The sequence below is a fragment of the Orrella marina genome (assembly GCF_003058465.1).
Taxonomy (GTDB): Bacteria; Pseudomonadota; Gammaproteobacteria; order Burkholderiales; family Burkholderiaceae_B; genus Algicoccus; species Algicoccus marinus.
This window is the reverse complement of the sequence record NZ_CP028901.1, coordinates 434,390-448,293: the sequence shown is the minus strand read 5'-3', so window position 1 is coordinate 448,293 and position 13,904 is coordinate 434,390. Positions and strand designations below refer to the sequence as shown.

General features: G+C 57.7%; 11 protein-coding genes and 1 pseudogene. 4 read left to right on the top strand and 8 right to left on the bottom strand.

The window, feature by feature from the left end:
• Positions 1–106: 106 nt before the first annotated feature.
• Entirely contained in the window at positions 107–565 is a 459-nt protein-coding gene (locus DBV39_RS01935) for a c-type cytochrome (RefSeq protein ID WP_108620117.1), read from the bottom strand.
• 122 nt (positions 566–687) lie between these two features.
• Positions 688–2,064: an adenylosuccinate lyase gene (purB, locus tag DBV39_RS01930; protein ID WP_108620116.1), complete on the bottom strand. Its 1,377-nt coding sequence runs from the start codon at positions 2,062–2,064 to the stop codon at positions 688–690.
• Between the two features lie 196 nt (positions 2,065–2,260).
• On the opposite strand from purB, the gene DBV39_RS01925 reads away from it, so the two are divergent.
• Positions 2,261–2,887 (top strand): glutathione S-transferase, encoded by a 627-nt coding sequence (locus DBV39_RS01925; RefSeq protein WP_108620115.1) that lies wholly within the window; start codon positions 2,261–2,263, stop codon positions 2,885–2,887.
• 56 nt (positions 2,888–2,943) lie between these two features.
• Here DBV39_RS01925 and mnmA read toward each other — a convergent pair whose 3' ends face one another.
• Positions 2,944–4,068, bottom strand: coding sequence for a tRNA 2-thiouridine(34) synthase MnmA (mnmA, locus tag DBV39_RS01920; protein WP_227870884.1), 1,125 nt, complete (start codon positions 4,066–4,068; stop codon positions 2,944–2,946).
• A gap of 185 nt (positions 4,069–4,253) precedes the next feature.
• Between mnmA and DBV39_RS01915 the strand changes: the two genes are divergently transcribed.
• The 3 genes and pseudogenes from DBV39_RS01915 to DBV39_RS01905 all read left to right on the top strand — a co-directional run bounded on the left by DBV39_RS01915 (position 4,254) and on the right by DBV39_RS01905 (position 7,240).
• Entirely contained in the window at positions 4,254–5,459 is a 1,206-nt protein-coding gene (locus tag DBV39_RS01915) for a Re/Si-specific NAD(P)(+) transhydrogenase subunit alpha (protein WP_108620113.1), read from the top strand.
• A gap of 1 nt (position 5,460) precedes the next feature.
• Positions 5,461–5,802, top strand: coding sequence for an NAD(P) transhydrogenase subunit alpha (locus DBV39_RS01910; RefSeq protein ID WP_108620112.1), 342 nt, complete (start codon positions 5,461–5,463; stop codon positions 5,800–5,802).
• Positions 5,799–7,240, top strand: a pseudogene (locus tag DBV39_RS01905) (NAD(P)(+) transhydrogenase (Re/Si-specific) subunit beta). The gene DBV39_RS01910 and the pseudogene DBV39_RS01905 overlap by 4 nt, the downstream one beginning before the upstream one ends.
• Before the next feature lie 3 nt (positions 7,241–7,243).
• Here DBV39_RS01905 and glcF read toward each other — a convergent pair.
• From glcF to aroG, 5 genes are all read right to left on the bottom strand, one after another.
• Entirely contained in the window at positions 7,244–8,512 is a 1,269-nt protein-coding gene (gene glcF, locus DBV39_RS01900; RefSeq protein ID WP_108620111.1) for a glycolate oxidase subunit GlcF, read from the bottom strand.
• 9 nt (positions 8,513–8,521) lie between these two features.
• Positions 8,522–9,628, bottom strand: a complete 1,107-nt coding sequence (gene glcE / locus DBV39_RS01895) for a glycolate oxidase subunit GlcE (protein ID WP_108620110.1) — start codon at positions 9,626–9,628, stop codon at positions 8,522–8,524.
• 3 nt (positions 9,629–9,631) lie between these two features.
• The gene (locus tag DBV39_RS01890) at positions 9,632–11,128 is read right to left on the bottom strand and encodes an FAD-linked oxidase C-terminal domain-containing protein (RefSeq protein WP_108620109.1); all 1,497 of its coding nucleotides are present in this window, start codon (positions 11,126–11,128) and stop codon (positions 9,632–9,634) included.
• A gap of 101 nt (positions 11,129–11,229) precedes the next feature.
• Positions 11,230–12,654 (bottom strand): FAD-binding oxidoreductase, encoded by a 1,425-nt coding sequence (locus DBV39_RS01885; RefSeq protein ID WP_108620108.1) that lies wholly within the window; start codon positions 12,652–12,654, stop codon positions 11,230–11,232.
• Between the two features lie 7 nt (positions 12,655–12,661).
• Positions 12,662–13,735, bottom strand: coding sequence for a 3-deoxy-7-phosphoheptulonate synthase AroG (gene aroG / locus DBV39_RS01880; protein WP_108620107.1), 1,074 nt, complete (start codon positions 13,733–13,735; stop codon positions 12,662–12,664).
• Between the last annotated feature and the right edge of the window lie 169 nt (positions 13,736–13,904).

Sequence of the window (13,904 nt, the reverse complement as noted above, 5' to 3'; positions counted from 1 at the left end):
CCCTGGCCGGGTATCAAGGCAACGCCCCTCCCTGTACTCACCAGAGGTCTCGCAACCCCTTGCGGGTGAAGCGATCGTGGTTCACCCGCAAGAATGCATGCAGCAATCAGTTCCGGTAGGAGTCGTGACAGGCTTTACAGGACGCACCGGTCTTGGCAAATGCCGCGCGCAACTTGTCGAGATCACCCTCATCTGCAGCTGCCGTCAAGGGCTTGAGCGAATCCAGAAAATTCTGTTTGGCTTTATTGAAACCCTCTGGATCGCTCCAGACATTGTCTTTGGCACCGCCACCCTGAGTACCTTCAGCGAACGCGGCCCATGGCAGCCTGGCCACGACATCTAGCACATAGATGTCTGCGGCCACAGCATCTTTATCGTAAGGCACCTGCCCTCTCACAACAGGTTGCAAAGTTCCAAAGTGCGTTTTGATGAGCTGGAACGCGCCCTGCCGGTATTTGATGGCATCCTCAGGCTTTGCGAACTGGATCGTCTGGGCACCAGCTGAAACAGCAAACACAGCGGCACAGCCCGCGGCAACCAGTGAACCAATCAAAGATTTCTTCATGCAATACCTCCAACAGTTGAGTCGGGCTTCAAATAACGCCCCGAGCTAATATACCTTTAGATCGTGCTCATTCAAACAATGAACAGAAACAAATGCGTTCAAATGCTGTTTGCAAATCCGGTTCACGCTCGCCTGGCCAGTTCGATAGCCTGTCCCAGATAGGTCCTTGGCGTCAGCGCCAGCAGCCTGCTGCGTTCAGCTTCAGGCAGATCCAGTCCGGCAATGAACGTCTGCAGTGCTTCCTGGGTGATTCCCTTGCCACGCGTTAGCGCCTTGAGTTGCTCATACGGCTCCGGTAGACCATAGCGGCGCATCACCGTCTGAACAGGCTCTGCAAGCACTTCCCAGCAGGCATCCAGATCGGCATCAATCGCAGCCGAGTTGACTTCGAGCTTGCCCAGACCGCGAGCACAGGCGTCATACGACACCATGCAGTATCCGAATGCCACACCGACGTTACGCAGAACAGTCGAATCGGTCAGATCCCGCTGCCAGCGTGAAACAGGAAGCTTCTCGGACAAGTGGCGTAGCAAGGCATTGGCCAGACCAAGATTACCTTCGGAGTTCTCGAAATCGATCGGATTGACCTTGTGCGGCATGGTCGACGAACCCACCTCACCTTCCTTGAGCTTCTGCTTGAAGTAGCCCAGCGAGATGTAACCCCAGACATCGCGGTTCAGATCCAGCAACACCGTGTTAGTGCGAGCAATCGCATCGAACAGACGCGCCATCCAGTCATGCGGCTCGATCTGGATAGTGTGTGTATTCTGCTTCAATCCCAGTCTTGCCAGCACATCGGCACTGAATGCTTCCCAGTCAAGATCGGGATAGGCACTGAGGTGCGCGCTGTAGTTACCGGTTGCGCCATTGAGTTTAGCGAGCGGCACAACCGCTGCAATCTCGTCGATACACGCCTGCAGACGATGGGTGACGTTGGCAAACTCCTTGCCAAGCGTTGTCGGTGTCGCTGGCTGCCCGTGTGTACGGGACAACATCGGCTGATTGGCATGCTCGAGTGCGAGTGACTTCAACTGCGCCAGCAGACCATTGAGTGCCGGTAACAGCACGTCCTGACGACTGCGTCCGAGCATCAGTGCATGGGAGGTGTTGTTGATGTCTTCGGATGTGCAGGCAAAGTGGATGAACTCGGCCGCAACAGACAGTTCCGCGTCGTCCTTGACTTGTTCTTTGAGCCAGTACTCGACCGCCTTGACATCGTGATTGGTGGTGCGCTCGATGGCCTTGATCCGCCCGGCATCTGCTTCGCTGAACTCCGCAACGATCCGGTTGAGTCTGTCGAGTGCCGCCTCGGAAAACGGCTTGACTTCAGGCAGGCCAGCCTGACTCAAACCGATCAGCCAGGCGATCTCGACTTCGACACGATGGGCCATGAAGGCTGCTTCAGACAGAAAGCCCCTCAGGCTCTGACAACGACCGGCATAGCGACCATCAAGGGGGGACAGCGCATTCAATGCGCTCAGTTCGGGAGAGATTTGCATGAGATTGTTTGCAAAAAACCAACAGTTTTGATGCCGGAGAGTTTAGCACTGCGCTAATGCCACCGGTTCACCATCATGCAGGGATACACTGGAAAGTCTGGAGCAGACTCAACGCGCCATCCTCTCTGGATCAGCACCCAGGGCGAACAACGCCTGCAACCCTTGATGGCCTGACGCACACGGTTATTCCTGGCTTATGAAACTGATTGGTTCCCTCACAAGCCCCTACGTCCGCAAGGTTCGGATCGTTCTGGCAGAAAAAAAGCTCGACTACCAGCTCTCTCTGGACAATGTCTGGTCCCCCGACTCCACCGTTCAGTCTTACAACCCGCTTGGCAAGGTTCCGTGCCTGCTGGTTGATGAAAGCGCCTTGCTTGATGGTGCGCTCTTTGACTCACGTGTGATCGTCGAATACCTCGACACCATGTCGCCGGTGAGTCGTCTGATCCCGCAATCCGGGCGTGAGCGTGCAACCGTTAAGTGCTGGGAGGCATTGAGTGACGGGGTGCTCGATGCTGCAGTAACCATCGTCAAGGAAAAGCAGCGTCCCGCAGAACAGATCAGTGAGGAATGGATTGCCCGCCAGCTAGGAAAGATCCAGGCCTCGCTCAAAGCAATGAGCGAAGCACTGCAAGATCAGAATTTCTGCACCGGCATCAACTATTCACTGGCCGATATCGCCGTGGGATGTGCACTGGGGTACCTGGACTTCAGATTTGGCGAGATCGACTGGCGATCGCCCTATCCAAATCTGGAGCGGCTCCACAAAAAGCTGTCTGCCCGTGCTTCGTTTGCAGACACCCTTCCACCGGTTGCTTCCTGAAGACAGGGCACTCGCAAGCAGAGCAGTCTGAACCGAGCCGTCCTCGCGAATCAACGCTATACCTGTCCCATGATGATCCCGCCCCCGAGGCAGATATCACCGTTATACAGCACGCTGGACTGGCCAGGAGTCACCGCCCACTGCGGCTCCTCAAACGCCAGGGTCAGTGACTCTTCATTGGCACTGACAAGCTTCGCCTGTGCATCAGTCTGCCTGTAACGGCTCTTGACACCAAAAGTCCGTCCCGCTTCTGGTGGCTCACCTGCCACCCAGCTCGTCTGTCCGGCGGTGAGCTCAGATGCCAGCAGCCACGGGTGATCATGTTCAGGTACGACATACAACGTGTTGGACTTCAGATCCTTTCTTGCCACGTACCAGATGGGTCCGCTGCCATCGGCACGCTGATAGCTGCGCACCCCCCCGATACCCAGCCCTTTGCGCTGACCCAGCGTGTAGAACGACAAACCATGGTGCTGACCAATCAGCTCCTCCTTGTCGGTCTTGATGGGACCGGGATCCGAGGGCAGGTAACGGTTCAGAAACTCTCTGAACGGACGCTCACCAATAAAGCAGATGCCCGTGGAATCCTTTTTGGTGGCATTGGGCAGCCCAATCTCCTGGGCGATTTTTCTGACCTGGGTCTTGGGAATCTCGCCCAGCGGAAACAGGCTGCGTGAGAGCTGCGCCTGATTCAGGCGATGCAGAAAGTAGCTCTGGTCTTTGGTTGCATCGACGGCTTTCAGCAATTCGTAGCGTGAGGCATCCAACGGACTCTGGCGAACCCGCGCGTAGTGTCCAGTTGCAATGGTCTCGGCACCTAGCGTCATGGCGTGATCGAGAAAGGCCTTGAACTTGATCTCAGCATTACAGAGCACGTCCGGATTGGGGGTACGCCCCGCTGAGTACTCGCGCAGGAACTCGGAAAACACCCGGTCCTTGTACTCGGCCGCAAAGTTCACTGCCTCGATATCAACGCCCACCAGATCAGCCACACTCACGGCATCGAGCCAGTCCTGACGAGTTGAGCAATACTCGTCATCATCATCGTCCTCCCAGTTCTTCATAAAAAGTCCAAGCACCTTGTATCCCTGTTGCTTGAGGAGCCACGCTGTGACAGACGAATCCACGCCTCCGGACATCCCCACCACAACCGGCTGACCTTTTGCGGTGGGAGTTGGCAAAGCGCCAGGAAGACCGGTGACTCCGGCAGGGGAGGAAGAAATAGGTTGGGTCAATGTGTTCATTTGCCTATTTTAATCGGCCGTTCTCACCCTCGATGTATAACCTGTTACAACTTCCTGATACGCTTAGCGTTTGACAAGCCTTGAGCAAAGCGCTTGAACACCTCGTCCAAGGAGTCGAGTCGGTGAAGATTGGTATACCCAGAGAGACACGGGATGGTGAAACGCGCGTAGCCGCAACACCGGAGTCCGTCAAGAAGCTTGTGCAGGCGGGTCACACCGTGCTTGTTGAGCACGGTGCCGGATTCGCGGCCCAGTTCCTGGACGAGCAGTACCAGGACAGCGGCGCGACGCTGGTGACGGCCAGTGAGGCACTGGATGCAGAACTGGTCCTGAAAGTGCGCGCCCCGGACCAGATAGAGCTGGCGCAGATGTCGGCAGGCACCGTCCTGGTCGGTATGCTAGAGCCCTACGATGCTGTCTCAATGGAGCGTCTGGCAGCCGCCGGGCTGACAGCGTTCGCCCTGGAGTCGGCTCCACGAATCTCCCGCGCTCAAAATATGGACGTTCTCTCTTCCCAGGCCAACCTGGCCGGATACAAAGCGGTGATCCTTGGTGCCAATGCATTCGGAAAGATTTTCCCCATGATGATGACCGCGGCCGGCACCGTCAAAGCCGCCCGGGTGGTGGTGCTCGGTGCGGGCGTAGCAGGATTGCAGGCGATTGCAACGGCCAAACGGCTGGGTGCGGTGGTAGAAGCATCGGACGTCAGACCCGCAGCAAGGGAACAGGTCGAGTCCCTTGGTGCCAAATTCATCGACGTACCGTTTGAGACAGAGCTGGAGCGACAGGCTGCGCAAGGGGTGGGTGGCTACGCGCAACCCATGCCACCGAGCTGGATGGCTCGCCAGGCCGAGAAAGTGGCCGAGCGCTGCAGTCAGGCAGACATCGTGATCTGCACGGCACTGATTCCAGGTCGCCCTGCCCCGCAGCTAGTCAGTGTTGGCACAGTCAAAGCCATGAAGCCTGGTAGCGTCATCGTCGACATGGCAGTCGAGCGAGGCGGCAACTGCCCGCTAAGCCAGCTCGGACTGACAGTCGTGGAGCATGGCGTCACTATCATCGGGCTGCCGAACCTCCCGGGCCTGCTGGCAACCGATGCCTCAGCGCTCTACGCGCGCAACCTGCTCGAATTTCTCAAGCTAATCCTGGCCAGGCCCGATGACAAAACGGCAAAGGCTGAAGCAAACGGGACAGCGAATACAAATGCAGACACTGGTGCAGAGAAAAGTGTTAATACCACGGCACCCGGTCTCGCGATCAATCGTGACGACGAGATCGTGCAGGCGTGTCTGGTCTGCGAAGATGGTCAACTCTTGAAAAAGGCATGACATGGAAGCCATCGATCCCACCCTGGTCAATCTGATCATTTTTGTGCTGGCTGTCTATGTGGGCTACCACGTTGTCTGGAACGTGACCCCGGCCCTTCACACCCCGCTCATGGCCGTCACCAATGCCATTTCTGCCATCGTGATCGTGGGCGCCATGCTGGCTGCTGGCCTGACCGAAGGTGGACTCGCCAAAACGATGGGCGTGATTGCGGTTGCCCTGGCAGCCGTGAATGTATTTGGCGGTTTTCTGGTGACTCGCCGCATGCTGGAAATGTTCAAAAAGAAAAACAAACCAGCAACGGGTAACAAGCCGTCTAACTCGGGATCCGGAGGTCAGTCATGATCTCGATGAATCTGGTGACTCTGCTGTATCTGATCGCATCGGTCTGCTTCATCCAGGCACTTAAAGGTCTTTCACACCCCACAACCTCCAGAATGGGGAACGTCTTTGGCATGGCTGGCATGACCATTGCGATCCTGACCACTGGCGCACTGGTGGTCAGCCTGTCGGGCAAGACAGCGGAATCAGGATGGGGGCTGGGATGGGTCATGGCTGGCCTTTTGATCGGCGGCACGGCCGGCACGATCATGGCCAAACGCGTGCAAATGACCAAGATGCCCGAACTGGTGGCGTTCATGCACAGCATGATCGGTCTGGCGGCTGTTGCGATCGCGGTGGCCATCGTGGCCGAGCCACACGCCTTTGGCATCACCTTGCCAGGCACACCCATCCCTGCGGGTAACCGCATTGAGCTCTTTATTGGCACGTTTGTCGGAGCGATCACCTTCTCGGGCTCTGTGATTGCCTTTGGCAAACTCTCAGGACAGTACAAGTTGCGCGTGTTCCAGGGCGCGCCGGTCGTGTTCAAAGGCCAGCACGTACTGAACCTGCTACTGGCGATCGTCATGGTCGCCTGCGGAATCTGGTTTATGGTGAGTCAGGCCTGGACGCCGTTCATCATCATGACGCTGATCGCATTTTTACTGGGCGTATTGATCATTATTCCGATTGGTGGCGCCGACATGCCGGTGGTGGTCTCGATGCTCAACAGCTACTCGGGATGGGCGGCCGCGGGAATAGGATTTTCACTGAACAATTCGATGCTGATCATTGCCGGGTCCCTGGTTGGCTCGTCCGGTGCGATTCTTTCCTACATCATGTGCAAGGCCATGAATCGCTCGTTTTTCAATGTGATTCTGGGGGCTTTGGTGGCGAAGGTGCCACGGGTGCCAGTGGCGCAGCAGACGGGCATGAGCGCAATGTACGCTCGGGTAGCCCGGACGACGCAGCCTTCCTCCTGGGCAATGCCGAAACGGTGACCATCATACCGGGATACGGACTGGCAGTTGCCCGCGCGCAGCATGCGCTCAAGGAACTGGCAGAGAAACTGACTGAACAGGGAGTCACTGTGAAGTATGCCATTCACCCGGTTGCAGGCCGCATGCCCGGGCACATGAACGTGCTGCTGGCCGAAGCCGAAGTACCCTACGATCAGGTTTTCGAGATGGACGACATCAACGGCGAGTTTGGCCAGACCGATGTGGTGCTCGTGCTAGGTGCCAACGATGTCGTGAACCCGGCGGCCAAGACCGATCCTGCCTCACCGATTGCCGGCATGCCGATACTTGAGGCCTACAAGGCTCGCACCGTGATCGTGAACAAGCGCTCGATGGCTGCCGGTTACGCCGGGCTGGACAATGAGCTCTTTTACATGGACAAGACCATGATGGTGTTCGGTGATGCCAAGAAAGTGCTGGAGGACATGATCAAGGCCACTTGATCTTCAGTTCTGCGTGCGTGGCTTGAGCGCCTGATCGATCACCTCGACCCAGTGTCTCACAGGCACGTCGGTGCCTGACTGCAGTTGCCCGATGCAGCCAATGTTCGATGAGACGATCATCTGCGGCCTGACAGCCTCGATATGTGCCACCTTGCGATCCCGCAGCCTGGTCGCGATTTCGGGTTGCAACATCGAGTAGGCACCGGCTGAACCACAGCACATGTGCGACTCGTCAAACTCCTTGAGAGCCACACCTAACCGCGAGAGAACGGTCTCGGTGATGGGGCGCAGCTTCTGCCAGTGCTGTAACGTGCAGGGAGGATGAAACACAATGTCTTCCGGCACCTTGAGCGGATCAATTTGCTGCAGCAACTGCTCGCTCAGCGGTTCCAGAATCTGGGCGATGTCCAGTACCTTTTCAGTGATAGTCTGCGCCTTGTCTGCATAGGCCGGGTCCAGACGCAGGTGATGCGCATATTCGCGGACCATTGCGCCACAGCCCGACGCGTTCACGACGATTGCCTCGACCTGGCCGGATTCGATCAGAGGCCACCACGAGTCGATATTACGCCGCATCTGGTTGCGTGCCTCTTCTTGCGCATCCATATGAAAACTCACGGCCCCACAGCACCCCGAGCCCGGTGCAATCTGTGTACCGATGCCCAACCGGTCCAGAACCCGGATGGTTGCCTGATCAATCGACGGCATCATGACAGGCTGAACACAGCCAGCAATCATCAGCACCTGCCTCTCGTGCTGTCTGCCAGTCTGCAGATCAGTACGAGAGGGTTTGATCGGGGGCTTTGCCTGCCTGCCGGGCTGGACCTTCTCCTGAATGCCCGGCGGCAACCATGCATGAATCTTTTGTGCCAGGCGATAGGCTGGCCCAAACCAGGGGCTCGTAATGACGCGGCGCAACCCTTCAATCCGAAGCTTCTCCAGTCGAGGACGCGGGGCTTTGATCTCCACGATATGGCGTCCGATATCCAGGAGATGTCCGTATTCGACGCCTGAGGGACAGGTGGTCTCGCAGTTACGGCAAGTCAGGCAGCGATCCAGGTGCTCGCGCGTAGCCGGCGTGACGGGAGCCCCCTCGAGTACTTCCTTGATCTGATAAATACGACCTCTCGGGCTATCCAGTTCACTGCCCAGCACTTCATAGGTCGGGCAAGTCGCCAGACAGAATCCGCAATGAACACATCTGCGCAGAATCTCGTCAGCCTGTCGGCCAAGCTCCGAGTGTTTGATTTCGTCGGACAGGTTCGTTTGCATGGATGATTCCTACAGATCCAGGACCAGACGACCCGGGTTAAAGACGCCTTTTGGATCGAACTCCCCCTTGAGGCGGCGTACCACGGCGTGCATAGTGGGCGCCAGAGGCTGAAACACTCCGTCTGCAGGGATCCGGGTTGTATGATCGTGCCGAAACAGTGTCGCATGGCCACCCGCCTTCGACGCCACTGAGCGGATCGTGGTTGCATCGTTATCCGGCACCAGCCATCGCACCTCGCCCGCCAGATCAAACGCGCACGGACCCAGATCAAGGGCGGGTGTGCCGGAACGTACCGCCAGCCGCCAGAGCGGGCGCCGTGTAAAAAACGAATGAGTCTGCTCGCGCAAGGCTGACCACCAGGCACTGGCCTCTTGCTGGTCGAGCACCTGACCACCCAGGGACTGGCGTGCATGCTCCACAGCCGCCTGTGCCCCTGCCAGCCTGACGCAAAGCGTGCCCGCACCAACACCTGCGTCGCCGGGTAACCAGGCGGCGGCCTTGACTGGCCAGGTACTGGCCCGAAAGGATCGACATACCGCCAGCGCAGCAGCTTCAGACAGTTCCAGCACACAACTGATATCGTGTTCTGGTCGTGGCAGCACTTTGATCGAGACCTCTACAATCGCTCCGAACATCCCCATGGAGCCAGCCAGCAGTCGGGATACGTCGTAGCCTGCGACGTTTTTCATGACCTCACCCCCGAAGCGGAGGATTCTCCCCTGGGCATCAAGCAAGCGGATGCCGAGCACGTAATGTCGCAAAGGACCGTAGCCAAAGCTCGACGGACCAGACAGTCCGGCAGCGACCACGCCACCTAGCGTGGAATCCGGCCCAAACCCAGGCGGGTCAAACGCCAGCATCTGATTGCGCTCATGTAATAGCTGACTGATCTCTTGCAGACGGGTCCCTGCCCATGCGGTCAAGACGAGCTCACTGGGCTCGTACCGGATCACGCCATCCAGACCACCCATCTGCAACTTGAAGGCATTGTTGTCAGAGGCCTGCATCGGGTTGCCGTAAAACCGCTTGGTCGCCCCCCCGACGATCTCGATGGGACGGTAACTGGCGCGCGCAGTCGTCACCTGCTCTGACATTTCTGTAAGCCGATAGTCCATGTGCTAGAACCTCGGCAGATCGGCAAAGGGTAGTTTGCCACCATGGACGTGCATCTTGCCGTACTCGGCACACCGTGCCAGTGTGGGAATCACCTTGTCCGGATTGAGCAGACCATCCGGGTCGAAGGATCGCTTGACGCTCAGAAACGCATCAAGCTCCTCTCTCTGGAACTGCACACACATCTGGTTGATTTTTTCCATGCCAACACCGTGCTCACCAGTAATGGTTCCGCCAACCTGCACACACAACTCAAGAATGGCCGCGCCAAAGAGATCGGCCCGATACACCTCATCGGAATCATTGGAGTCAAACAGGATCAAGGGGTGCAGATTACCGTCACCTGCATGAAAGACGTTGGCACACCGCAGCCCGTAGGCTTGTTCCATTGACTCGATCTCTCGCAGGACCCGCGCGAGCTGGCTTCTGGGAATCGTGCCATCCATGCAGTAGTAGTCCGGCGACACACGACCTGCTGCCGGAAACGCGTTCTTGCGCCCTGCCCAGAATCTGACACGTTCGGCTTCGTTTTGAGACACTTGCAGCCGGGTCGCCCCGGCATCAGAAAGCACCTGCTGCATACGGGCAATTTCCTGCTCCACTTCAAGCTCGGTCCCATCCGATTCACACAACAGGATGGCCTTGGCGTTCAAGTCATATCCGGCCTGAACGAACGGCTCAACCATCTCGGTTGCACGCTGATCCATCATTTCAAGTCCCGCTGGAATGATGCCTGCGGCAATTACGGCTGCCACCGCATCACCTGCAGCCTCCACATCCTCAAAACTGGCCATGATGACCTTTGCCAGACCAGGCGTTGGCAAAAGTCGCAGCACGACTTCAGTAACCACCCCGAGCATTCCTTCGGATCCGATTGCAACCGACAGCAGATCAGGCCCGGCGGCATCGGGGGCCTCGCCTCCGAGCACCAGAACCTCGCCGTCAAGGGTGATCATCCTGACTTGCATCACATTGTGCAGGGTCAGGCCATACTTCAGACAATGCACCCCTCCGGAGTTCTCTGCGACGTTACCCCCGATCGTGCAGGCAATCTGGCTCGAAGGATCAGGCGCGTAGTACAGGCCGTGCTGACTGGCAGCCTGTGACACAGCAAGGTTGCGAACCCCCGGCTCGACCACCGCGATGGCGGACTCCGGATCAATCAGCTTGATCCGGTTGAATTTGGCCATACCCAGCAGCACCCCTTGCGCGTGCGGCATGGCGCCTCCGGACAGACCGGTACCCGCCCCTCGTGTAACGACCGGGACATTCAGACGACGGCAGGCTCGCAGCACACCGCGCACCTGTTCTTCTGTTTCCGGCAAGACCACAACCATCGGAATCTGCCGATAGAGCGACAGTCCGTCACACTCGTAAGGCTTTTTCTGCTCGGCACGAAACAGAATGCAATGCTCGGGCACCACCGCCCTCAGGGCATGGAGAATTTCCTGCAGATCAGGAATCACCAAGTCGGCTGGTCTGTCTTCAACGTTCAGATTCATCGCGCCGCACACTAAAAATTACTGTGGAACAATTCCATTCTGAACCATACCCCGTAAGAGAGCTTCTCGCGAACAGGATAAACCCCATATATCGGTCCAACCTAGGGTAAATCCGGCGGCAAAACCTTGCCTGGATTAAGAATATTCTTGGGGTCATACGCTCGCTTGAGGGCCCACATCAACTCGAGCGCATCATGGCCGTGCTCCTCTCGCATGAAACCGAGTTTATGCAGACCAATGCCATGCTCTCCCGTGCAGGTGCCGTCCGCGTCCAGGGCAATCGAAACGATTCTTTCGTTGATCGTTTCAGACGCTTCCCATTGCGCCGCATCATCGGGGTCGAGCAGCATCAGCACGTGGAAGTTTCCATCACCAACGTGCCCGACAATCGTGGTTGGAAACGGCGCGCTCTCCAGTAATGCCGTGGTCTGGTCCAGGCAGTCAGCCAGTCTGGAAATCGGCACACACACATCCGTGGTGCTCGCCCTGCAACCCGGTTTGAGTTGCAAGCCCGCAAAATACGCGTTATGCCGGGCGGTCCACAGTCGGGTCCGGTCTTCTGGCCGGTCAGCCCATTCGAAATCCAGTCCGTTGTGATCGCGTGCGATTTCCTGAACAGTCTGCGCCTGCTCCTTGACGCCTGCCTCTGTCCCGTGGAACTCAAACAGCAATAGTGGTGTTTCTCTGAGATCAAGCTTGCTGTAGAGATTGCAGGCTTTCACAGCAGCAGCATCCATCAGCTCCACCCGTGCCACTGGCACACCAAGCTGTATGGTCTGAATGACGCATGCAACCGCATCGTGCACGGTTGGAAACTGACATACCGCGGCACTGATGGCCTCGGGTTGCGGGTAAAGCCGCACTGTCACCTGCGTGATGACGCCAAGCGTTCCTTCGCTACCGACAAAGATGCGAGTCAGATCATATCCGGCCGAAGACTTGCGCGCCCGCCTGGCAGTGCGTACCACCTTGCCTTGTGCGGTCACAACTTCGAGACTCAGAACGTTCTCGCGCATGGTGCCATAACGCACGGCATTGGTGCCGGATGCGCGGGTACTCGCCATGCCACCGAGCGATGCGTCTGCCCCTGGGTCGATCGGAAAAAACAACCCCGTGTCCCGCAGTTGCTCATTCAGCTGCTTGCGGGTCATTCCCGGTTCAACAGTCACAGTCAGATCTTCTGTATTGAGTGACAGGATCCGGTTCATACCACTGACATCAAGTGAAATACCACCGTGCAAAGCCAGCGTGTGCCCCTCCAGGGACGAGCCCGCCCCGTAGGGGATCAGCGGCACTTCGAAGGCATCGCATGCCTTGACCACACGCACCACATCATCGGTGGAGGTGGCAAAAACGACTGCGTCTGGCAGCATCTCGGGAAAGGGTGATTCATCACGCCCGTGATGCTCACGCACCGCCTGCGCCGTCGAAAACCGGTCCCCGAAGTGACTGCGCAACTGTTCGACCAGAGCCTCTGGCAAGGGCTTGCGCAAGACACTGGCCTCATGAACGGATACCTGACTCATTGCGACCTCACTTTCCGGATGTGGCGACAACGCGTCTGCGCTCGCGTACGGCCTGGGCAAGATTATCCAGCACCGCCTCGGAGGCTTCCCAGTCGATGCAGCCGTCGGTGATGCTCTGGCCGTAAGTCAGTGGCTGCCCCGTCACCAGGTCCTGACGACCGGCAACAAGGTGGCTTTCCACCATTACACCAACGATACGCGTATCGCCTGCAGCGATCTGCTGACCGATGTCCTGGCAGACAGCTGGTTGATTCTCGGGCTTCTTGCTGCTGTTGGCGTGGCTGGCGTCAATCATCAGACGCTGAGCCAGTCCGGCTTTGGCCAGATCCTCGCAGGCCGCCTGAACACTGGCGGCATCGTAGTTCGGTGCCTTGCCACCACGCAGGATGGCATGACAATCTTCGTTGCCGCCAGTCGATACGATGGCAGAGTGCCCACCCTTGGTGACCGAGAGAAAGTGATGCGGTTGCGAAGCCGCCTTGATGGCATCGACTGCGATGCGTACGCTACCGTCCGTACCGTTCTTGAAGCCCACCGGGCAGGACAGCCCCGAGGCCAGCTCGCGATGCACCTGACTTTCTGTCGTTCGGGCACCAATAGCGCCCCATGACACCAGATCCGCAATGTACTGAGGGGTGATCATGTCCAGGAACTCGCATCCAGCCGGCAGGCCTTTCGCGTTGATCTCCAGCAGCAACTGGCGGGCCAGACGCAGACCTTTGTTGATCTGGAAACTACCATCCAGATCGGGATCGTTGATCAGGCCCTTCCATCCAACCGTCGTACGAGGCTTCTCGAAGTACACCCGCATGATGATCTCGAGGTCGTCCTTGAGTCTTTCGCGCACAACCTTGAGCTTGTCGGCGTACTCCAGTGCGGCCTCGGGATCGTGGATCGAACATGGGCCGATCACGACTGCAACCCGGTCATCCATGCCGTGCAGGATGCGATGCAGGGCCCCGCGGGCATCGTGAACCAGCTCGCTCACGAACTCGGTGCAGGGGAACTCGCGCATCGCATGCGCCGGAGGCGAAAGCTCTTTGATTTCTCGAATACGAATGTCATCGGTGTTGTGTGGCACTTCTTACTCCTCGGTCAAGTCAGTCTGGGATCGTTCGATTCATTGTGATACTGAAAACAGGGCCTGTTCGATCGGTCTGATGTTCACAGGAAGATGGTGTCGGGAAACTTGCAACTCGGTCGCAACACAGTGACTTCAGTTGCAGCAGGTTAAAAAAAAACCGCCAGCT

What these genes read in the sequence shown, in the direction of transcription:
- DBV39_RS01935 (WP_108620117.1), bottom strand. Translation starts at nt 565, where the DNA reads ATGAAGAAATCTTTGATTGGTTCACTGGTTGCCGCGGGCTGTGCCGCT.
- purB (WP_108620116.1), bottom strand. Translation starts at nt 2,064, where the DNA reads ATGCAAATCTCTCCCGAACTGAGCGCATTGAATGCGCTGTCCCCCCTT.
- DBV39_RS01925 (WP_108620115.1), top strand. Translation starts at nt 2,261, where the DNA reads ATGAAACTGATTGGTTCCCTCACAAGCCCCTACGTCCGCAAGGTTCGG.
- DBV39_RS01910 (WP_108620112.1), top strand. Translation starts at nt 5,461, where the DNA reads ATGGAAGCCATCGATCCCACCCTGGTCAATCTGATCATTTTTGTGCTG.
- glcF (WP_108620111.1), bottom strand. Translation starts at nt 8,512, where the DNA reads ATGCAAACGAACCTGTCCGACGAAATCAAACACTCGGAGCTTGGCCGA.
- glcE (WP_108620110.1), bottom strand. Translation starts at nt 9,628, where the DNA reads ATGGACTATCGGCTTACAGAAATGTCAGAGCAGGTGACGACTGCGCGC.
- DBV39_RS01890 (WP_108620109.1), bottom strand. Translation starts at nt 11,128, where the DNA reads ATGAATCTGAACGTTGAAGACAGACCAGCCGACTTGGTGATTCCTGAT.
- DBV39_RS01885 (WP_108620108.1), bottom strand. Translation starts at nt 12,654, where the DNA reads ATGAGTCAGGTATCCGTTCATGAGGCCAGTGTCTTGCGCAAGCCCTTG.